Below are 20296 nucleotides of genomic sequence, written 5' to 3' on the forward strand. Positions count from 1 at the left end.
TGTGCTGTTATTGCTTTTTAAAAGCTGGACGGACTTTAGGGATGGACTTCCGTTCGCGTTTTTTCAATCGGCGTTTGAGTCGTTTCAACCTGAGGATATTGGCTTAAAATTGCCGCTAATCGTCCATCGCGGCGCATACTCTCTAAACCTTGATTAAAATCTGTCACTAACTGCGGATGATCCGCTACAGCCAAAGAGATCCCTAAATGAAATACCTCAGTCGCTATGGGTTGGCCGACTTGCTCAAAGGCCCCCTCATATTCACTTGGTCCTTTTTTAATTAAATACCTCGCTAAGTTATGGCCAATCAAGACTAAGTCAATACGCTTTAAAAACAGCTTTTTGAGATTCATCTCATCCGAATTTCCTTCCTCTGTGGTGAGCCCCGCGGCGAAGATTTCTGGTGGATTAGCGTAACCGCGACCTATACCAATAGTGAAAGGTTTAAGATCTGAAAGTTGACTGAAACTCAGCGGTGAATCTTTACGTTTATAAAACACAATTTGTACGGGTTGGATAGGCGCAGAATATTGGGCCCATTGCTCGCGCTCTTTACGATACCAGAGCCCAATGATGCCATCAGCTTGGCCAGTTTTAACGAGTAAAGCCGCGCGGGCGAAGGGATAAAACTTGAGGCTGGCAGTGTAACCTTGACGTTTAAAAGCTTCTTTGACGACTTGCGCAACGCCGCCCTGTTCAGGTAAGGCATCGGCATAAAAAGGAGGATAGTTAGTGGCGACTAATTGGAGTTCCCTGCCCGAAAATGCTGGGGGATAGAAGCTGAATAGAAACAAGCAAAAGCTAGATAATGTGAGTAATTTCTTCCCCATTTCTACTCCAGCACTTAGGTGAGTCGCACTTGGCTTGAGTATAGTCAGAGTTAATTAAAACAGGCGAACTTATGGATATTAAGATGGGTGCATGTTGAGAGCCATACGATTGAGCGTTGTGCCGATTGAGAACCATGGCGTGCGCCCGTTTTACCCTTGCTCATTCATGCCTTATTTGCCCCAGCGAATTTATGGATTAAGGCGCTAGCTCATTCACGTATTGGGGCAAAGGATTTTAGCGAGGCAGGTTATAGCGAAACCTGCTCACCCTGATACAAACCTCGGCGGAGTTTTCCAGCGTCGATAAGTAACAGCTCACCGGATTTACCATTCTTAATGCTGCTATCTATCGCAATGACTTTATTATGATAAAGCCCAAGTACTTGTTCCTGCGATGTGTGCCCTACGACGATATGATCGACCTTGAAATAGCTCAGTATGCTATCGATATCCGACTCTTTCAGTTCATCTTTAAAGTAGCCACGATACCAAGTTGGACCATTGGTAAAAAACAAAAAGTTGAGTAAATCGTCTTGCTTTAAATCGGCTTTTTTATCATCTAAATGCTGACGAAATAATTGGTTAGCATCGCTGATATTTAATTTACGCTCGACCCATTCAGGGCTGATGCCACCGTGCATAAACAAGATATTATTGATTTTGACTAAGGTATGTTTGCTGCGAAGCCATTGGCCTATTTCGGTGTCTTTGTTGTAGAGCGCATCGTAGCTGCGTTTGAGTAAATCTGCCGAGACTTGATAGCGTTCGTTGACGTAGCGTAAGTCGCCGCGAAACACCATTTGCTCGTGATTGCCCATGAGTAGATGTAAGCGTCCGGCCGCAGCTTGGGCTTCTTGATCTAAGGTATATAAAAACCACAATACTTCATTGACTTGATGACCACGGTCAAACATGTCGCCCGTCATCACCATATGACCGTCACCAAAGGCCCAGTGGTTATCTTTGTCGATAATCTGATGGGCTTTTAGCAAGTTAATCATTACATCAAACTGGCCGTGTACATCGCTAAGGGCGACAATTTTGCTGACATGGGTGAAGGTATCTGGCTCAACCGTGACAGCTTGTGTATAAAGGTGCGGTTGGGGTAATTCACCGCAACTGGCAGGGCGAGTTAACTGCGCCTTCGCAATCCTTGTTTGTTTTAGCTCGCTTTGGCAAATCCAATAGGCTGTGTCTTTTTGAGCATCATCTAAAAACACATAAGGGCCATCGGTGATGCTGCTTTCTTGAATTTTTAACTCTGTATCAGTTTCACTTGCATTGGTCGTCAGTGAGATAAACGCAAGTGAGGTAAAGGGGAGTGCGGTGACAAGCCATAACAGGGGCGTGAATTTTCTATGTTGCTTGAGTATCCATTGGCTGGCTCGGCTAAGTCACGTCATAGATAGCATGATTGGGTGAGCCCCGACTGGCATCGAATTGATTTGCATTAGACCGCATCCTTGTTCTTGTTTTAGTTATTTATTTTGTCATTTTAGACACTTAAGTTGATGAGTCTTCGAACGTGCAGCGTGACGAATTCAATTTCAAGCGCTTAATCCAAACGCTTAATCGCAAGTGCTTAATCTTAAGTACTTAATGTCAAGTGCTCAACCTATTGAAAATACTAAATCATACGGATAAGGCTTATCATCGGCAAGTCGTGAGGCGGGCTAAATTAAACTTGCCCGCCTCATTATTCAGTGATTCCATCATTGCATGTCTATAAGTGCATGACTGTCGTTACATTGTATTGGCAGTTACATGGCATTGACGACGGTATAACTATCAACAAACTGCTCGAAACTGACGATTTTTCCGCTGTGTATTTTCCATAAATGGGCGACTCGGGCGCTAAAATACTTGCCCGTTTTGACATAGGTACCTGAATAAGTGCCGAAGGCAAAAACCTTATCACCCTGCGCCACATAGTCTTCGATATCGACGCGATAGTTATTCCATTCTTTTTCGAGGCGGGCGAACACATTGGCGGCTATCGCGCTAAAACCTATGTAAGTGCCCGCATAGGGAAAACCTGCCGCCTCTGTCCAGCGTGCGTCATTTGCCAGTGCATGCTCAAGATTTTTAGCATTTTCGGCTGAGCTATGTCCCTCGTAAGTACTTTTGACAAGTGCAAGATTCGCATCAGTTTGCCTTGCTGTTTCGATAAGATTTAACTGAGCAGGCTCACTCACTAAAGAGCTTGTTGGAACACTATTAAGCGTTGGCATGATTACGACTCAAACTGTGCTTCAAGATGGCTTAACCACTGGGCGGGTTGGCCATAAAAGCGGTTGATATTAATGGCGGTGATGTTGCCGTCATCATCCTCTATAGCCATTGAAGGGAAGCCTTGGGCACCCATCAGATTCAGTAATGCTCTGGATTCAACAATATGCTCATATAGCTTGTCTTCACCTTGGGCATAATGTTGCGCAAAGCCTATAGGGTCGAGCCCAAGTTCAGCGGCTAACCTTGCGAGATTACCTTCATCACTGGCGCTGTGACCATCACGGTAATGGGCCAGTTGTACTGAGTGTAGATAGGCCAAACTGTCGCCACCCATAGCATCGACTGCGAGCATGGCTTTAATAGGAGGCGCCGAGTCGAGTACGATTGTGGTATCGCGCAGCAGACCATCAAAATAGTTTTCCCCAAAAGGTTGTCCAGTTAGCTCGGCAATACGCAGATCGTGGGGCATAACATAGTCGCGCCAGTTAGCATCGATTTGTTTACGTCTTGGGCCCGTGAGCATACCGCCGCCGTGGAGCTTAATGGTAAAGCCTGCTTTTGCGGCGGCATCGAGTAAAGGCGCTGCGGCATAACACCAACCACATAAAGGGTCGATAATGGCGTGCAGAGTGCGCTCTTTGGCAGCCTGTGCGCTGTTGACTGAATTTGCTGAATGAGTTGTTGGCTGAGTCATAGTGTTAAACCTTTTGGCTTAAGTTCGTCGCGACATTAGCGACTTAAACCCTTTGAGAAAATCGATTAAAATAGTTAGGTTGGTACCGTTATTTAGCTAAAAAATGGCACGCAATCGCTCACGTGCCTGTCTTTAACTATTTGCACTTAAATGCTTGTATCTAATCGCCTAGATAGATATGGCTGGGCTTACATAGGCCAGGTCATTTCGCCCATGTAAACTTTGGCGCTGATCTCAAGCCCTGCATCGGCTGGCATTTGTGGGTATAGCGCCAGCATCTTTTGGATTAATTCAGCTGAATCTTTCGAGGCTTTTGCAGCGATTTCAAAGGCTTTTACATATTCACGAGTAAAACCGATGGCGTGGGTATTAAATCGCGCTTTGCCTAAATAGTGCCCTGGGATCACTGTGGTCGGCAGCAGTTTTTCCATTGCATCTAAATGGGTTAACCATTCCTGACGCTCAGAGGCTGTTTGAGTGTCAGCCATCCAAACATGCGTGTTATCAAATACTTCCACGCCACCTGTAATGGTTTTTGCCGATGGCACCCACAGGAAAGTGTGTTTAGGGTGTTTATCATTAAAACCTTTGATAATCACTTGCTCACCGTCGATAGTAAAAGTGTCACTGTGAATCGCCTTAGGTAACACTAATTCGCTTGGCGCATTATCTTTTAAAATCGGCCCCCAGTAGGCGAGTTTGCCTTCCATTGAGGCTTTAATCGCATCGACAGTGGTTTGAGTCGCGACGATTTGTGCATCGGGGAAATTCTTTTTAATCACGGCTAAGCCGAAATAGAAATCAGGATCGCTATGGCTGATATACACCTGAGTCAGCTTTTTACCGCTGGCCTTAATGGTGTCGACCAATGTTTGGGCATCGTTATTTTGAAATTGCGCATCGACTAGCATCATTTCGTGTTCGCCGCTGATAAAGATCGATGACACGGCAAAGATGCTGTTTTCGCCCGGATTAAAATGGCTCACTTGCAATGGCGCAGCATTGACCGCGCTAAGTCCTGCTAGCAACAAGGTGGCGGCTAGGCTTATTTTAGACGAGGCCTTCAATGTGGCGTTAACTGTGTTACGTATTGCATAGGTCGATGTGTTCATTTGGGGCTCACTTATAGTCACAGGGTGAAAGAGTAAAAGGTTCGATTTAGCATTCATTGATTTGCAGCTGCTGCAAAAAGTGAGTTAAGTATAGGTTGCAATAATCAATAGATAAATGCGAGTATCTGCCCATGTTTGTTGCATTAATCGGACGAATGGCTGCGTGTACTCTTAGTTATTATTCATGTGGTGACGTGAGTATGTGAGTGAACCTTCGAGTGATTTGAAAGTGAGTGATTAAACGTTATTGATTGAACGTTATTGATTGAACGCGAGTGGAGATAAATCATGGATAGACTCGAAGCGGCTAAGGTGTTTGTGACTATTGTTGAGCGCGGCAGCATGATAAGCGCCGCCAATGCCTTAGATATGTCGCGTTCTATGGTGACCCGTTACTTGAGCGAAATGGAAGAATGGTCTGGTGCTAGGTTGTTGCATCGCTCGACGCGTAGCCTCAGCTTAACGCCCGCGGGTGAGCAAGTGCTGGACTATTGCCATCGGCTGCTCGAACTGGCTAACGAAGTACCTGCGGTAAGCCACGCCGCTGTGGCGATTCCGCGGGGCTTGTTGCGTATTAGTTGCTCCCAGTTTTTGGCGCATCAGATTTTAGCGCCCGTGGTACAGCAATATTTAGCCAGTTATTCGCAGGCGAGCGTGAATTTCCACGTGAGCAGCCAAACCGTCGATTTAGTCGCCGAGCGTATTGATCTGGCTATTCGCATCACCAATGAACTCGATCCCAATCTTATCGCTAGGCGCTTAGGGGAGTGTGAGTCTGTGGTATGCGCCGCACCGAGTTATCTTGCCGCGCGCGCCGCCGTGCTGCATCCCGAGGATTTAACTCAGCATAACTGTTTAACCTATTCTTATTTTGGCGATGTGATGTGGCGCTTTTATAAAACCGATGTAGGGCCGAAACAGGCTCAAGCGTTGAACTCCGATCCTAAGTCAAACCAAGGTCAGGCGTTTAACGTGCCTGTGAATGGGAATTTTAGCGCCAATGATTCAATGGTGGTGCTCAATGCCACGCTGGCAGGTGAGGGGATTGCCATGCAGCCCGTTTGGGCGGCGAAACCCTATTTAGACTCGGGTCAGCTAGTGCCTTTATTAACTGAGTTTAAGCCTCAGTCCCTCGGTGTGTATGGCGTGTATCAATCCCGCAAACATATGCAGCCTGCACTTAGGGTGATGATGGACATGCTGGTGGCCTATTTTGCTAGTTTGAAATAGTGCCAGTTTAAAATAGTGTTAGCTTGAAATAGTGCCAAAGCTTGCGTCACTTATAGCGTAACGGGATGCCATAAAAAAGGAGCTTAACCCTTTCGAGTTAAACTCCTCAGATACATGCTTGACTAGATTCTAGATTCTAGATTCTAGATCTACTTAATCATGCGCTTGTATTTCAAGCGGTGTGGCTCAACCACATCGGCGCCATAGGTGTTCTTCAACCATGCCGAGTATTCTGTGTAGTTACCTTCGTAGAAGTTCACTTGACCTTCGTCGCGATAATCCAGAATGTGGGTCGCGATACGGTCGAGGAACCAACGGTCATGCGAAATCACCATAGCGCAACCTGGGAATTCCAGAATCGCTTCTTCCAGTGCGCGCAGGGTTTCAACGTCTAAGTCGTTGGTGGGTTCGTCGAGTAATAATACGTTACCGCCTGCTTGCAGCAGTTTGGCTAAATGCACGCGGTTACGTTCACCGCCCGACAGAGTGCCGATGATTTTTTGCTGATCGCCACCACGGAAGTTGAAGCGGCCTACATAGGCACGGCTCGGGATTTCCATGTTGTTGATACGCATGATGTCTTGACCACCGGAGATTTCTTCCCAAATGGTGTTCTTATCATTCATCGAATCGCGGAACTGCTCAACCGAGGCCAGTTGCACAGTTTCACCTAGCTCAATGCTGCCGCTGTCTGGCGTTTCAGCGCCGGATAACATGCGGAACAGGGTCGATTTACCCGCGCCGTTGGCACCGATAATGCCGACGATCGCGCCCTTAGGCACAGAGAACGACAGGTTGTCGATCAAAACGCGGTCACCGTAAGATTTGGTCAGGTTATTCACTTCAATAACCTTGTCACCTAAACGAGGTCCGGGCGGAATAAACAGCTCGTTGGTTTCGTTACGTTTTTGGTAATCGTTAGTGTTCAGTTCTTCAAAGCGTGCCATACGGGCCTTGCCTTTAGACTGGCGGCCTTTCGCGCCTTGACGTACCCATTCCAATTCCTTGGCAATGGTCTTTTGGCGAGCGCTTTCTGTGGCTGATTCTTGCTTCAGACGGGCATCTTTCTGCTCAAGCCATGAAGAATAGTTACCTTCCCACGGAATACCTTCACCGCGGTCGAGTTCTAAAATCCAGCCAGCGGCATTGTCGAGGAAGTATCTGTCGTGGGTAATCGCGACCACAGTACCAGCATACTCCTGCAAGAAGTGCTCAAGCCACGCCACAGATTCAGCATCCAAGTGGTTGGTGGGTTCGTCCAGTAACAGCATTTCTGGTTTTTCAAGCAGCAAACGACATATCGCTACGCGGCGACGTTCACCACCGGATAATACTTCGATTTTTTCATCCCAATCTGGCAGACGCAGGGCGTTGGCGGCGCGCTCAAGGACGTACTCTAAGTTATGGGCATCTTGGGCTTGGATAATGGCTTCGAGTTCACCTTGCTCTTTTGCAAGGGCGTCGAAATCGGCGTCCGGCTCGGCGTAGGCTGCGTAAACGGCATCGAGGCGAGTCAGGGCATTTTTTGCCTCTGCTACCGCTTCTTCAATCGCTTCACGCACGGTTTGATTCGGATCGAGTTTAGGTTCCTGCGGCAGGTAACCGATTTTCAATCCCGGCATTGGGCGCGCTTCACCTTCAATTTCGGTGTCGATACCCGCCATAATGCGCAGTAGTGTCGACTTACCTGAACCGTTGAGACCGAGTACGCCAATTTTGGCGCCGGGGAAAAAGCTTAAAGAAATATCTTTAAGGATCTGCTTCTTAGGCGGAACAATTTTACCCACCCGCAGCATGCTGTAAACAAACTGAGCCATTTTTCTCTATCTTAAGTGACTAATGATGCGGCTAATTCTACTCGATTGCGCGCCGAACTCAACTCGACAATGAGCCAAGTTCAAGCACTATCTGCAGGAATTTCATGTTTCAAATACTGGGATTGTGACCGCGTTCCGAGTAGAATACCGCGCAACCCTACCTATAAGAATTGGCAGCTGGAGTAAGCAATGCTGAAAAAAGATATGAATATCGCAGATTATGATCCGGAACTGTTTAAGGCAATTCAGAATGAAACTCTGCGTCAAGAAGAGCATATTGAGCTGATTGCTTCTGAAAACTACACCAGTCCACGCGTGATGGAAGCGCAAGGTTCACAGTTAACCAATAAGTACGCTGAAGGCTATCCAGGCAAGCGTTACTATGGTGGTTGTGAGTATGTGGACGTAGTTGAAACCTTAGCGATTGAACGTGCGAAAGAACTGTTTGGCGCAACTTACGCTAACGTACAACCTCATTCAGGTTCACAGGCAAACAGCGCGGTTTACATGGCATTGTTAAAACCTGGCGATACCGTACTGGGCATGAACTTAGCCCACGGTGGTCACTTGACCCACGGTTCACCGGTTAACTTCTCTGGCAAACTGTACAACATCATTCCTTACGGTATCGACGAGTCTGGCAAAATCGACTACGACGAAATGGAACGTATTGCCATAGAACACAAGCCTAAGATGATGATCGGTGGTTTCTCTGCCTATTCAGGTATCGTTGATTGGGCAAAAATGCGTGAAATCGCAGACAAAATCGGTGCTTATTTATTTGTCGACATGGCGCACGTTGCCGGTCTTATTGCTGCGGGCGTTTATCCAAACCCAGTACCACACGCGCACGTTGTGACATCTACGACCCACAAAACCTTAGCGGGTCCTCGTGGTGGCGTGATCCTATCTGCTGCTGACGATGAAGACTTGTACAAAAAGTTGAATTCTGCGGTATTCCCAGGCGGTCAAGGTGGCCCATTGATGCACGTTATCGCCGGTAAAGCGGTGGCGTTCAAAGAAGCCCTAGAGCCAGAATTTAAAGTTTACCAACAGCAAGTGGTTAACAACGCTAAAGCTATGGTTGAAGTGTTCCTTGAGCGCGGTTACAAAATCGTCTCTGGCGGAACCAGCAACCACTTAATGCTAGTTGATCTGATTGGTCGTGACTTAACGGGTAAAGAAGCCGATGCCGCCTTAGGTAGCGCTAACATTACTGTGAACAAAAACTCAGTGCCAAACGATCCACGTTCACCCTTTGTGACCTCTGGTGTGCGTATCGGTACGCCAGCCATTACGCGCCGCGGCTTTAAAGAAGCGGAATCGAAAGAGCTGACGGGCTGGATTTGTGACATCCTTGATGATGCAAGCAATCCTGCTGTGATTGAGCGTGTTAAAGACCAAGTATTGGCACTTTGCGCACGTTTCCCTGTTTACGGCTAATTTGCCTATGCATCTACGTTTAGTAGATGAATGGCCGAGATTGACCGCCGACAGACTTGATACTTATCACATCAGGTATTTAGCATCAGGTACTTAACATCAAGTAGTTAACATTAGGTTGTTAAGCTCAGGTAGTTAACCTCAGCCCATAAATAGGATAAAATCCCATGGCCGCATTTAGCGGCCATTTTTATTGGTAAAATCTTAGGCTTAAATCCATTGTGTTTGGCTGAGATTTTAACAGGTAAAGCCATTAACGCTTTACTCGCATTCACTGGCAGGAGGCTCAATGCATTGTCCATTTTGTAGCGCGACAGATACTAAAGTCATCGATTCCCGATTAGTGGCAGAAGGCCACCAAGTGCGCCGTCGCCGAGAATGCACCGAATGTCATGAAAGATTTACCACCTTCGAAGGCGCCGAATTAGTCATGCCTAGGGTGATTAAGCGCGATGGTTCACGCCAACCCTTCGATGAAGAAAAACTCCAAGGTGGCATGTTACGCGCCGTTGAAAAACGCCCCGTATCTATGGATGAAATCGAGCAAGCACTCAGCAAAATCAAGTCGACCCTACGCGCCACTGGCGAGCGGGAAGTGCCGTCAGAAATGGTCGGTAACTTAATGATGGAGCAATTGATGAGCCTCGATAAAGTCGCCTACATTCGTTTCGCTTCCGTGTACCGTGCCTTTGAAGACGTGTCTGAATTTGGCGAAGCCATCGCCAAACTGCAAAAGTAGTCATTGAGTTTTGTCGCCGACAAGGCAGACGTGTACGAGCGATTGGCGTGAAAGCACAAATTTAAAAGACAGGTTTGTAAGACTGGTGAAAGCCGAAACCTTTAACAACAGGGTTGAACATGAGCTTGAACATAAGTTGGTCCGTACTCGATACCCAAATGATGAGCCGCGCGATTCAATTGGCGCGCAAAGGCTTTTACACCACGAGGCCCAATCCCAGTGTGGGCTGCGTTATCGTTAAAGATAATCAGATTGTCGGCGAAGGTTATCATCAAAAAGCGGGTGAGCCCCACGCCGAAGTGCATGCGTTACGTATGGCTGGCGAACACGCCCGCGGCGCAACGGCCTATGTCACCTTAGAGCCCTGTAGCCATTATGGCCGCACGCCACCCTGTGCCTTGGCGCTGATCAATATTGGCGTTAAACGCGTGGTGGTGGCGGTTGAAGATCCTAATCCGCAAGTAGGTGGTCGTGGCATTCAAATGCTGCGCGATGCCGGTATTGAAGTGGATGTGGGATTACATCGCGATGAAGCCTATGCCTTGAATTTAGGCTTTATGAAGCGCATGGAATCGGGTTTACCCAGAGTTACAGTCAAATTGGCTGCGAGTCTCGATGGTAAAACTGCGCTGTCTAACGGTGTGTCTAAATGGATAACTGGTCCAGAATCTCGCCGCGACGTGCAGCGATTACGCTTACGTTCCTGCGCGCTAGTTACGGGGATCGAAACCATACTGGCAGACGCTCCTTTACTTAATGTGCGTTATCAGGAACTTGGCAGCTTAAAAGACAGTGTAACCGAGGCGCAATTACTGCAGCCATTAAGAGTGATACTCGACAGCCGCGCCCGTTTGCCGTTATCCGCCGCCTGCTTAGCTATCGTATCGCCGATACTCTTGGTCTCGACCGTGGCTTATTCCGCAGAGTTTCAAGCGCAATTACCCTCCCATGTGAGTTGCCTCCTGTTACCTGCAATTGAAGGTCGCGTCTCATTGCCTGAACTATTAAGCTATTTAGGCCAAAGCTGTAATCACGTGTTGGTGGAAGCGGGTGCAACCTTAGCAGGCGCTTTTTTAGCAGAGGGGCTGGCCGATGAGTTAGTGCTATATCAAGCGATGAAAATCCTCGGTGGGCATGGGCGTAATCTGCTGCAATTGCCCGATTATCAAACCATGGCACACATTCCTGCACTCACGTTGGTCGATGAGCGCAAAATAGGGCCAGATACCCGTTTAATCTTGAGCGTTAAGCTTGATACTTCTTTATTTAATTAAGTGAGTTAACCATGTTTACTGGGATTATTGAAGCCGTTGGCACCCTGTGCAAACTGGAGCGTAAAGGCGATGATATTCGTCTTACCGTGGCGAGCGGCAAACTGGATTTAAACGATGTACGTCTAGGCGACAGTATTGCTACCAACGGTGTGTGCTTAACGGTTGTGCAGCAATTAGCAGACGGTTATGTGGCTGATATCTCAGCCGAAACCGTGAGTCTAACCGGCTTTGCTCACTACAACGTGGGCACTAAGGTGAATCTTGAAAAGGCGGTTACCCCAACCACACGCTTAGGCGGCCATATGGTCAGCGGCCATGTTGACGGTATGGCAACGGTTGAGCAACGCTTAGTGCGTGGTCAAGCCATTGAATTTTGGTTAGCCGCACCCGTAGAGCTTGGGCGTTACATTGCCCATAAAGGTTCCATCACCATTGATGGCGTGAGTCTGACGGTTAATGAAGTGGACGGCAGTCGATTCCGCTTGACCATAGTGCCGCATACCGCAGGGGAAACCACGTTAATCGACCTGCAAGCGGGCGATAAGGTGAATATCGAAGTGGATTTAATCGCCCGTTATCTTGAACGTTTGATGAATTATGATGGCAAAGACAGCAAGAACGGTGGCGTCACCATGGAAATGTTAGCCCGTGCCGGCTTTGTGCGTTAGTGCACAGGAGCAGATTATTTAACTTAAGCTTATCGGCAGCTTAGGTTATTTAGGTATAGAATTTCATAATAACAGTAAAATCATAAGGTCCTACAATGGCGCTGCACAGTATAGAAGAGATCATCGAAGATATTCGTCAAGGTAAAATGGTTATTTTGATGGATGACGAAGACAGAGAAAACGAAGGTGATTTGATCATGGCGGCCGAAATGGTAACGCCAGAAGCGATTAACTTTATGGCGAAATATGGCCGTGGGCTCATTTGCCAGACCATGACTAAAGCCCGTTGCCAGCAGTTAAACCTGCCTTTAATGGTGACGAATAATAACGCCCAGTTCTCGACTAACTTTACGGTTTCTATTGAAGCGGCAGAAGGTGTGACTACCGGTATTTCGGCCCACGATCGCGCTGTAACGGTGAAAGCGGCTGTGGCTAAAGAGGCTAAAGCGTCTGATTTAGTGCAACCAGGGCATATCTTCCCGTTAATGGCACAGGACGGCGGTGTATTAACCCGCGCAGGCCACACTGAAGCTGGCTGTGATTTAGCCCGTCTTGCGGGACTTGAGCCATCGGGCGTTATCGTTGAGATTTTGAACGAAGACGGCACTATGGCACGTCGCCCAGATTTGGAGATTTTCTCCGAGTTGCATGGCATCAAAATCGGCACTATCGCGGCTTTAATCGAGTATCGCAATACCAAAGAAACCACGGTTGTGCGTGAAGCTAAATGTAAATTACCGACCCGTTTCGGTGAGTTCGATATGGTGACTTTTAGAGACACTATCGACAATCAACTGCACTTTGCCTTAGTCAAAGGTGAGGTGAAAGAAGATTGTTTGGTGCGCGTGCATTTGCAAAATACCTTCAACGATTTACTCCACTCAGAGCGCGATCAGCAACGCAGCTGGCCACTCGAAAAGGCGATGGAGCGTATTTCTGCAGAAGGTGGTGTATTGGTTTTACTCGGGAATCAAGAACATCCCTGTGAAATCCTTTCTAAGGTGAAAGCCTTTGAAGCCGAAGATCAAGGCCAAGCGCCTGCTTCTGCAAAATGGCAGGGGACGTCGCGCCGTGTGGGTGTTGGCTCGCAAATTCTCGCCAGCCTTGGTGTGACTAAGATGCGCCTGCTCAGCTCGCCTAAACGCTACCACTCACTTTCAGGCTTTGGCCTTGAAGTGACTGAGTATGTGGCGGACTAAAACCCAAAGTTACACTGAAGTAAAATTAACAATTTCTGATAATTTGCATAGGGCTCTGGGCAATTGGCTGTGATATCATGTCGCCACTTTTCGCCCCGAGCTGGGTGCTTTAGCTAAATTAGGTAAGATAATGAACGTAGTTCAAGGTAATATCGAAGCGAAAAATGCCAAAGTTGCGATTGTAATTTCGCGTTTCAACAGCTTTTTAGTTGAGAGCTTGCTTGAAGGTGCACTTGACACGCTGAAACGTTTTGGCCAAGTCAGCGACGACAATATCACTGTTGTCCGTGTACCTGGTGCGGTTGAGTTGCCGCTAGCTGCGCGTCGCGTAGCTGCCAGTGGTAAATTCGACGGTATTATCGCATTAGGTGCGGTGATCCGTGGTGGTACTCCTCATTTTGATTTTGTTGCAGGCGAATGTAATAAAGGTCTAGCTCAAGTTGCTTTAGAATTTGATCTGCCTGTTGCTTTCGGTGTTTTGACCACTGATACCATTGAACAAGCGATTGAACGTTCAGGTACCAAAGCGGGTAACAAAGGCGGCGAAGCTGCTCTAAGCCTGCTTGAAATGGTCAATGTTCTGCAAGAACTTGAACAACAGTTGTTATAGTAGGAAAAATAATGAAGCCTTCTGAGCGCCGCAAGGCCCGCCGTTTAGCCGTTCAAGCCATCTATTCATGGCAACTAAGCGGGAATAATATTGCCGATGTCGAGCATGAGTTTTTAACTGAACAAAGTCTCGACGGTGTTGATGTAGCTTATTTTCGTGAGCTATTTTCAGGCGTTGCAACGAAGAAAACCCAATTGGATGAGCTGATCATCCCGCATCTGGAACGCCCGATTGATGAAGTGTCTCCAGTAGAGAAAGCCATAGTTCGTTTAGCGACCTATGAGCTGACTTTCCGTAAAGATGTGCCATACAAGGTCGCGATTAACGAAGCGATTGAGTTGGCAAAAGCTTTCGGTGCGGACGAGAGTCATAAGTTTGTGAACGGACTGCTCGACAAACTGGTTGCACGCAAGTAATAAAGACAAACGGTATCTTAGGATACCGTTTTTCATTGCTAACAAAGGTGGCCGATGTAAGTCGTGCCAAACTGTACAGTGAAAGAATTCCAATTAATTGAATGTTATTTTAGCAACCGCGGCCCCACTCGCCGTGATGTGAAGCTTGGCATCGGTGACGATTGCGCTTTAGTGCAACCCGCAGAAAACAAGTCGATCGCTATCTCCTGTGACACCTTAGTTGAAAATGTCCATTTCTTCCCCGACATGCCTCCCGCTGCCTTAGGTTACAAAGCTTTAGCGGTAAATTTATCTGATCTGGCAGCCATGGGCGCTGAACCCGCGTGGATGACGCTTGCCTTAACGCTACCCGAAGTCGATGAGACTTGGCTAAGTGGTTTTAGTGAAGGCTTGTTTGAAGCGGCCGATTACTATGGCATCGCCTTAATTGGCGGCGATACGACTCGTGGTCCACGGGCGATTAACATCACAGTGCACGGCCAAGTCCCACCGGGCAAGGCACTCACGCGCCATGGTGCTAAAGCGGGTGATTGGATTTATGTCACGGGCACGCTCGGAGATTCGGCCTTAGGTCTGGATATCATTCGAGGCGCGCAGCAGGCCAGAGCCGAGCATAAAGAATTCCTGATTAATCGACATTATCGTCCAACACCAAGAGTCTTAGCGGGCCAAGCTTTGCGTTCGCTTGCCTCCAGTGCAATCGACCTTTCCGACGGGTTTATCTCGGATATCGGTCATGTGCTTAAGGCTTCGGCAGTTGGTGCTGTGGTGGACGTTAATTGCATCCCGCTTTCACGCGCGATGCAAGATACCGTCAGCGAGGAGCATGCCTTAGGTTATGCGCTTACGGGGGGCGAAGATTATGAACTGCTGTTCACCGTTCCTGAAGCGCAAAAAGGTGCGCTTGAGACAGCGTTGAGCCATGCTGGAGCAAAGTTTGTTCGCGTTGGACAAATTTGTGCAGGCAGTAAGCTCAAGTTGCAACTCAATGGTGAGCCGTTTACACCGCCGTATCACGGTTTCGAGCACTTTTAAGCGAAGAGCATGTTAATGAAATGGTTGTCAAAGGATCAGGTGCTAACGCGCCTGTCATTAAAAAATCCTGTCCACTTTTTGGCACTCGGTTTTGGTAGTGGACTCGCCGCTAAAGCGCCTGGTACTTTCGGTACCTTAGCAGCCATTCCCCTCTATTTATTGATGGCGCCATTACCGCTCACTTGGTATATCGGCTTAACCTTATTGAGCGCATTTGCGGGATTTTATATCTGCGGTAAAGCCGCTCAAGATATGGGGGTACACGATCACGGTGCGATTGTGTGGGATGAAGTGGTTGGGCTACTGATCACTATGATAGCGGCACCAGCAGGTTGGGGTTGGTTGTTAGTCGGCTTTGGTCTATTTCGCTTTTTCGACATCATCAAGCCTTGGCCTATTCGATGGCTCGATGCCAAAGTTCATGGTGGCTTTGGCATTATGATTGACGATGTCTTAGCGGGCGTGTTTTCGTTTATTTGTCTGCAAGGGCTAGTCTGGTTTTTTAGCTAACATTATCGCTAACCTAACATGATAGTTAACCCGGCATGTTAGTTAGCATAGTCAACAACTAACCCTTAGTTTTTGATATAGCCCCTTAGCTTGTGATATACAGTGTGTAGATTCAAGCGTTTAGCGACCTCATTCGTTATTTGATCCATACTACTATTGCAGCAGTTCCCTTGCGTTTGCTAGGGTATTGCTGGTGATAGTATCGCCACCTAACAGTCTTGCAAGCTCTTGGATACGCTGCTCACGATCGAGCGATTTCATTGTGGTCTCAGTACTGCCTGCCTTATTAAATTTATCGACGAACATGTGTTGATGACCATTGCCCGCAACTTGCGGCAAGTGAGTCACGCACAGTACTTGGGTCGATTCCCCTAAGCTGCGTAACATGCGGCCCACCACTGCTGCGGTGGGGCCGGAAATCCCGACATCCACCTCATCGAAAATTAATGTCGGTGTGGCAACTTTCTTCGCGGTAATCACTTGGATCCCTAGCCCTATCCGTGAGAGCTCACCGCCAGACGCGACTTTCGAAATCGGTTGCAAAGGTTGGCCAGGGTTAGTGGTTACCATAAATTCGATATTGTCACTGCCATTGGCTGACATTTGCTCGGGGTGGAAATTGACTTCGATCGTAAATTTACCCTTAGGCATATTCAGTTCGTGGATTGACTGAGTCACCAGTTTGTCGAGTTCTTTAGCATAGCGGGCACGGCTTTGGCTGAGCTTTTGCGCATTGCTAAGATAAGCGGCTCTACTTGCCTCGACTTGAAGCTGAATTTCTTCAAGTTTACTTTCATCACTGTCTAAGGTGCTTAGCTCAGCCTTTAATGCTAAATGATGCTCGGCCAGTTTATTCGGGCTAACATGATGCTTACGCGCCAGTTGCATGGCTTTTGATAGCCGTTCTTCTAAATAGGCAAAGTGGGTTGGATCGAGTTCAAGCTTACTCAAATAGTGCTGTAATTCGCCGGCACTTTCTTGCACTTGGATTAAGGCATCATTGAGCATTGTGTTGATATTGCTTAATGCAGGATCGTAGCTTTGCAGATCTTCGGCGAGGGAAACGACTCGATTGAGCAACGACTCTATGTTGTTCTCTTCGCCTTCAGTGAGTATATCTAAGCTCGCTTGACAGGTGTCAATCAACTCAGTGCCATTGGCTAAGCGTTTGTGCTCTTGCTCAATTTCATCGAACTCATCAACTTTAAGATCAAACTCATCGAGTTCTTCTACTTGATATTGCACTAATTGCTTACGGGCAATACGTTCATGCTGTGAGGCTTCGAGTTGTTTTAGGTCAGCCTCAATTTGCTTGCAGCGTTGAAAGCTGGCGGCAACCGTATCGATAAGTAATCTGTGGTTGGCATAACTGTCGAGCAGGGTGAGTTGATGTTCACTTTTTAACATCGCATGGTGCGCATGTTGGCCGTGAATACCGATGAGCAACTGACCCAGTAATTTGAGTTGCGTCAGCGGCACTGGATTCCCATTGATGTAGGCGCGTGAACGGCCATCGCTACCAATGGTCCGACGTAGTATGCATTCATCATCGAGTTCAAGATCGTTATCTTCTAACCAACGTTTTGCCAGTGGAATATCATCCAAGGAAAAGCGGGCGCTGACCTCGGTTTTATTGGCTCCGGGACGAACACTGCTGGCATCGGCGCGATTGCCTAGGCATAGGCCTAGCGCATCGATGGCAATCGATTTACCTGCACCGGTTTCACCTGTGATGCTGGTCATACCGGGGCGAAAATCCAGTTCTAAAAAACGGACGATAGCGAAGTTATTAATGCTGAGTTGGCAAAGCATAGTGAATTCCTGTCGAAAAACATACCAAACCACTGTATTGATAAACAGTATATACTGATTTTATATACAGTAAAGTGGCTTGGGTGAAAAATCGGCATTATTGGCAGTAAATATTTTTAATTAACTGATTATGCATTGGTTCTTACTAAGCTTTCTAAGATAGGTAAACTGAAGAAAGTGACTAAGGTGCCAAATAGAATGCCTTGAGCACTGGTTGAAGCCTGAGTGTTATAACGCTGGGCGAGTAAGTACACGCTAGCCGCGGTGGGCAGTGCGCTCAAGATCACGCCCATGATCAGGTAGTCACCACTTACTCCAAAACGGTTAAGCATAAAGTAGACGAGTGCCGGTTGGATAGCCAGCTTGAAGAGGTTGATAAGGCTCAGTTCGATAAAATTTTTGGGGCTAAATACGCTGCTATCTTTCTGGTAGCGCATCGCTTTGGCGAGTACCATGCCGATAGCAAATAGGGCGCAGGGGCTTGAGGTATTGCCTATTTGCTGGATCATTAGCGCCAGCCCTGACGGCAGTTTTATCTCTAGCGCCGAAATGCCGACGCCAATTAAGCTACCAATAACGATAGGGTTTTTACCTACCGCCATCGCCATTATGACTAAGGCGTGGTGTTGTCTTTGGGTGTTAGTGGCCAGTTCCATCGAGACTAAGGCGACGGCAAACATCAGCACGGATAATAAGCTGGCAATCGCGGCGGCGACTAACGCACTTTGCTGCTGCGGAAAGAGGATGATGAGCAGTGGAATACCAATAAATGCCGTATTACCAAAGGTGGCATTGAGGGCTCGAATAGCGGCAACTGCATGCTGTTTAGGGTTAGCGATCAGCGATAGCCCTAGGCAGACAAGATAAGTGATCACCATAGCTGTGCTGTAGCCCGCAATAAATCCCCATTGCAAAATCTCACCAATCGGCTGCTGCGCGAGGGCGATAAGCATGATCGCGGGGAACGCAATATAGTACACATACTGGTTTAGCACTTGATCCGTATCGACGGGCAAGAGTTTTAATTTTTGCACTAGTGTGCCGAGCAACATGATCCCGAAGACGGCAAACAGAGGAGTTAAAATGGTCATTTCCCTCACTCATCCTTACGATTAAATTTGAATAAACTCGCCCACCGTCGTCATTTTACTGTCGCTATGATTCTTGGTGGACAGAGTTACAGCACTTGCTTCTTTTTATGTCACTTTAGAGCCAGATTTAGCGCCAGCGCAGTAAAACTCGCCACAAAATAACATACCATTTCAATCTAAGGCTATTGCGCTATGGTCGTATAAGTGAATAATTCAATGTTTAAAACACAATCACTTAGTGAATTTAGCGTTTTAACGTCAATACCCAATATGTGAAATTAGGATATGCAATGAGTGATGATTTAGGCGCTGAACTACAACTTGTCTATCTTTTTGTGCATTTAGTCAATGCGGGCAGTTTTTCGCAGGCGGCGAAGGAGCTCGATATGCCTATCGCCACTGTGAGCCGCAAGTTAGCGAAGTTGGAAGAGAAGCTCGATAAACAGCTCTTTATGCGCAGTACCCGCAAGTTACGATTGACGGAGGAAGGGCTGGCGCTCTTTCAACGCTACCAGAGTGTGGTTGCTCAATTTGATGAACTAAGTGGTTTAGGTAGTGATAAACCCGAGGGAACCTTACGCATCGCCGCGCCGATTTCGATTATTTCCATCGTGTTTATTCAAGCATTGAATGAGTTTGGCCGTTTGTATCCTGATATCCGTTTGCACATTTCCCAGAGTAATGAGTTAGTCGATTTGATCGATAAAGGCATAGATGTGGCGATTGTTGGCGGGGCTCAGCCTGATTCTTCTTGGGTGTCGAGTACCTTAGGCGAGCTCGACTATTGCCTGTTTGCCACGCCAGAATACTTGGCTCAGGCACCTAAACTTGAGCATCCCGATGATCTTGAAGCCCATCAACTGATAAAAGTCTGGCCGCTGTTTAATTGGCATTTAAAGCATCCAAGCGGCGAGTCTTTTTATTTTAATGGCCCGACTAAGCTCACCCTCACGGACTTACACGGAGCGATTCAGGCTACTTTAGGCCATGGCGGGATCTTGTATGGTCCTGAACTATTTGTAAAACAGCAGATTAAAGAGGGAAAACTTAAAGTATTACTGCCTGAATGGATTGGCGAACAGAGGCGAATTTCGATTTTATATCATCAGCGCAGCCAGCAGCCGCTAAAGGTAAGAGTCTTTATTGAGTTTATGCAGTCAAAGGCGCCAGAGTTATTTTCTATGCGTTGATTTATTGAGGAGAACTGATTTTTAGCGTCTTTTAGGTTTTACGGTGTTTTTGCTCATGGTGTTTTGCGTTTGTTTTGCATCTTGCAGGCTGGAGCGTGTCGCGGGCAGTATGCCGAGTTCCAAGAAGTACCCCACTAAACGCCGTAGTTCAAATAAAGAACCGATACGCTGTTGATCTTTGATGGTCAGTTTCCAACTGTCGGTTCGTCCTTCGCTATTGGTTAAGACAAATCCTTGATAAACAATCTTTTTCATTGGAATAACTCAATATTGGCTGATGGAACTTGCTAGCCTTGGTCTTACTCGTTTTGTGGCTTGCATGAAAGTGATTGCAGTCGAGACTAGAGGCTTATTGTTTAGAAACATTGTTTAGAAATAAGGGTGCTCGAGTAAC

At 47.3% G+C, this 20296-nt stretch carries 20 protein-coding genes; 11 read left to right on the plus strand and 9 right to left on the minus strand.

The genetic code is table 11. The features are described from left to right. Positions 1–35: 35 nt before the first annotated feature. The 5 genes from L5M37_RS06615 to L5M37_RS06635 all read right to left on the minus strand — a co-directional run bounded on the left by L5M37_RS06615 (position 36) and on the right by L5M37_RS06635 (position 4868). Positions 36–830: a substrate-binding periplasmic protein gene (locus L5M37_RS06615; protein ID WP_263199857.1), complete on the minus strand. Its 795-nt coding sequence runs from the start codon at positions 828–830 to the stop codon at positions 36–38. Positions 831–1078: 248 nt separating this feature from the next. Then, a complete protein-coding gene (locus L5M37_RS06620) occupies positions 1079–2128 on the minus strand; it encodes a metallophosphoesterase (protein WP_263199959.1) in 1050 nt (349 codons plus the stop codon). A 462-nt stretch (positions 2129–2590) separates the two neighbouring features. Next, a complete protein-coding gene (locus tag L5M37_RS06625) occupies positions 2591–3061 on the minus strand; it encodes a nuclear transport factor 2 family protein (protein WP_263186092.1) in 471 nt (156 codons plus the stop codon). A gap of 2 nt (positions 3062–3063) precedes the next feature. Then, positions 3064–3756 (minus strand): DsbA family protein, encoded by a 693-nt coding sequence (locus L5M37_RS06630; protein WP_263186094.1) that lies wholly within the window; start codon positions 3754–3756, stop codon positions 3064–3066. Positions 3757–3944: 188 nt separating this feature from the next. Further along, complete coding sequence (locus tag L5M37_RS06635) at positions 3945–4868, minus strand: MBL fold metallo-hydrolase (protein WP_263199859.1); 924 nt, start codon at positions 4866–4868, stop codon at positions 3945–3947. Between the two features lie 288 nt (positions 4869–5156). Here L5M37_RS06635 and L5M37_RS06640 point away from each other — a divergent pair, with 288 nt between their 5' ends. Continuing rightward, positions 5157–6098, plus strand: coding sequence for a LysR family transcriptional regulator (locus L5M37_RS06640; protein ID WP_263199860.1), 942 nt, complete (start codon positions 5157–5159; stop codon positions 6096–6098). 149 nt (positions 6099–6247) lie between these two features. Here the strand turns inward: L5M37_RS06640 and ettA are convergent, their stop codons facing one another. After that, complete coding sequence (gene ettA / locus L5M37_RS06645; RefSeq protein ID WP_259213291.1) at positions 6248–7915, minus strand: energy-dependent translational throttle protein EttA; 1668 nt, start codon at positions 7913–7915, stop codon at positions 6248–6250. A gap of 189 nt (positions 7916–8104) precedes the next feature. Between ettA and glyA the strand changes: the two genes are divergently transcribed. The 9 genes from glyA (at position 8105) to L5M37_RS06690 (ending at position 15809) form a co-directional block, all read left to right on the plus strand. Next, the gene (glyA, locus tag L5M37_RS06650) at positions 8105–9358 is read left to right on the plus strand and encodes a serine hydroxymethyltransferase (protein WP_263199864.1); all 1254 of its coding nucleotides are present in this window, start codon (positions 8105–8107) and stop codon (positions 9356–9358) included. Positions 9359–9647: 289 nt separating this feature from the next. Further along, positions 9648–10097, plus strand: coding sequence for a transcriptional regulator NrdR (gene nrdR, locus L5M37_RS06655; protein WP_006082643.1), 450 nt, complete (start codon positions 9648–9650; stop codon positions 10095–10097). A gap of 119 nt (positions 10098–10216) precedes the next feature. Further along, the gene (gene ribD, locus L5M37_RS06660; RefSeq protein ID WP_263199866.1) at positions 10217–11371 is read left to right on the plus strand and encodes a bifunctional diaminohydroxyphosphoribosylaminopyrimidine deaminase/5-amino-6-(5-phosphoribosylamino)uracil reductase RibD; all 1155 of its coding nucleotides are present in this window, start codon (positions 10217–10219) and stop codon (positions 11369–11371) included. An 11-nt stretch (positions 11372–11382) separates the two neighbouring features. Then, complete coding sequence (locus tag L5M37_RS06665) at positions 11383–12039, plus strand: riboflavin synthase (protein WP_263199867.1); 657 nt, start codon at positions 11383–11385, stop codon at positions 12037–12039. 95 nt (positions 12040–12134) lie between these two features. Then, the gene (ribBA, locus tag L5M37_RS06670) at positions 12135–13238 is read left to right on the plus strand and encodes a bifunctional 3,4-dihydroxy-2-butanone-4-phosphate synthase/GTP cyclohydrolase II (RefSeq protein ID WP_028761388.1); all 1104 of its coding nucleotides are present in this window, start codon (positions 12135–12137) and stop codon (positions 13236–13238) included. A gap of 130 nt (positions 13239–13368) precedes the next feature. Further along, positions 13369–13848, plus strand: coding sequence for a 6,7-dimethyl-8-ribityllumazine synthase (gene ribE / locus L5M37_RS06675; protein WP_006082639.1), 480 nt, complete (start codon positions 13369–13371; stop codon positions 13846–13848). An 11-nt stretch (positions 13849–13859) separates the two neighbouring features. Then, positions 13860–14264: a transcription antitermination factor NusB gene (gene nusB, locus L5M37_RS06680; RefSeq protein WP_006082638.1), complete on the plus strand. Its 405-nt coding sequence runs from the start codon at positions 13860–13862 to the stop codon at positions 14262–14264. A gap of 78 nt (positions 14265–14342) precedes the next feature. Continuing rightward, positions 14343–15299: a thiamine-phosphate kinase gene (gene thiL / locus L5M37_RS06685; protein ID WP_263199961.1), complete on the plus strand. Its 957-nt coding sequence runs from the start codon at positions 14343–14345 to the stop codon at positions 15297–15299. A 15-nt stretch (positions 15300–15314) separates the two neighbouring features. Beyond that, on the plus strand, positions 15315–15809 hold the full coding sequence (locus L5M37_RS06690) for a phosphatidylglycerophosphatase A (RefSeq protein ID WP_263199869.1): 495 nt from the start codon (positions 15315–15317) through the stop codon (positions 15807–15809). Between the two features lie 153 nt (positions 15810–15962). On the opposite strand, the gene recN is transcribed toward L5M37_RS06690, so the two are convergent. Together recN and L5M37_RS06700 are read right to left on the minus strand one after the other, a co-directional pair. Further along, on the minus strand, positions 15963–17621 hold the full coding sequence (gene recN, locus L5M37_RS06695; RefSeq protein ID WP_131523581.1) for a DNA repair protein RecN: 1659 nt from the start codon (positions 17619–17621) through the stop codon (positions 15963–15965). Between the two features lie 128 nt (positions 17622–17749). Beyond that, positions 17750–18712: an AEC family transporter gene (locus tag L5M37_RS06700; protein WP_263199871.1), complete on the minus strand. Its 963-nt coding sequence runs from the start codon at positions 18710–18712 to the stop codon at positions 17750–17752. A gap of 290 nt (positions 18713–19002) precedes the next feature. Here L5M37_RS06700 and lldR point away from each other — a divergent pair, with 290 nt between their 5' ends. Then, positions 19003–19902: a LysR family transcriptional regulator LldR gene (gene lldR, locus L5M37_RS06705; RefSeq protein WP_105251752.1), complete on the plus strand. Its 900-nt coding sequence runs from the start codon at positions 19003–19005 to the stop codon at positions 19900–19902. Positions 19903–19923: 21 nt separating this feature from the next. On the opposite strand, the gene L5M37_RS06710 is transcribed toward lldR, so the two are convergent. Then, positions 19924–20157, minus strand: coding sequence for a DUF3319 domain-containing protein (locus L5M37_RS06710; RefSeq protein WP_006082632.1), 234 nt, complete (start codon positions 20155–20157; stop codon positions 19924–19926). Between the last annotated feature and the right edge of the window lie 139 nt (positions 20158–20296).

Origin of the sequence: Shewanella sp. SM69, from assembly GCF_025653985.1 — a bacterium.
GTDB classification, from domain to species: domain Bacteria; phylum Pseudomonadota; class Gammaproteobacteria; order Enterobacterales; family Shewanellaceae; genus Shewanella; species Shewanella oncorhynchi.

Coding starts and splice junctions, on each gene's coding strand:
- L5M37_RS06615 (WP_263199857.1), bottom strand. CDS start 830: ATGGGGAAGAAATTACTCACATTATCTAGCTTTTGCTTGTTTCTATTC.
- L5M37_RS06625 (WP_263186092.1), bottom strand. CDS start 3,061: ATGCCAACGCTTAATAGTGTTCCAACAAGCTCTTTAGTGAGTGAGCCT.
- L5M37_RS06630 (WP_263186094.1), bottom strand. CDS start 3,756: ATGACTCAGCCAACAACTCATTCAGCAAATTCAGTCAACAGCGCACAG.
- L5M37_RS06635 (WP_263199859.1), bottom strand. CDS start 4,868: ATGAACACATCGACCTATGCAATACGTAACACAGTTAACGCCACATTG.
- L5M37_RS06640 (WP_263199860.1), top strand. CDS start 5,157: ATGGATAGACTCGAAGCGGCTAAGGTGTTTGTGACTATTGTTGAGCGC.
- ettA (WP_259213291.1), bottom strand. CDS start 7,915: ATGGCTCAGTTTGTTTACAGCATGCTGCGGGTGGGTAAAATTGTTCCG.
- glyA (WP_263199864.1), top strand. CDS start 8,105: ATGCTGAAAAAAGATATGAATATCGCAGATTATGATCCGGAACTGTTT.
- nrdR (WP_006082643.1), top strand. CDS start 9,648: ATGCATTGTCCATTTTGTAGCGCGACAGATACTAAAGTCATCGATTCC.
- ribD (WP_263199866.1), top strand. CDS start 10,217: ATGAGCTTGAACATAAGTTGGTCCGTACTCGATACCCAAATGATGAGC.
- L5M37_RS06665 (WP_263199867.1), top strand. CDS start 11,383: ATGTTTACTGGGATTATTGAAGCCGTTGGCACCCTGTGCAAACTGGAG.
- ribBA (WP_028761388.1), top strand. CDS start 12,135: ATGGCGCTGCACAGTATAGAAGAGATCATCGAAGATATTCGTCAAGGT.
- ribE (WP_006082639.1), top strand. CDS start 13,369: ATGAACGTAGTTCAAGGTAATATCGAAGCGAAAAATGCCAAAGTTGCG.
- nusB (WP_006082638.1), top strand. CDS start 13,860: ATGAAGCCTTCTGAGCGCCGCAAGGCCCGCCGTTTAGCCGTTCAAGCC.
- L5M37_RS06690 (WP_263199869.1), top strand. CDS start 15,315: ATGAAATGGTTGTCAAAGGATCAGGTGCTAACGCGCCTGTCATTAAAA.
- recN (WP_131523581.1), bottom strand. CDS start 17,621: ATGCTTTGCCAACTCAGCATTAATAACTTCGCTATCGTCCGTTTTTTA.
- L5M37_RS06700 (WP_263199871.1), bottom strand. CDS start 18,712: ATGACCATTTTAACTCCTCTGTTTGCCGTCTTCGGGATCATGTTGCTC.
- lldR (WP_105251752.1), top strand. CDS start 19,003: ATGAGTGATGATTTAGGCGCTGAACTACAACTTGTCTATCTTTTTGTG.
- L5M37_RS06710 (WP_006082632.1), bottom strand. CDS start 20,157: ATGAAAAAGATTGTTTATCAAGGATTTGTCTTAACCAATAGCGAAGGA.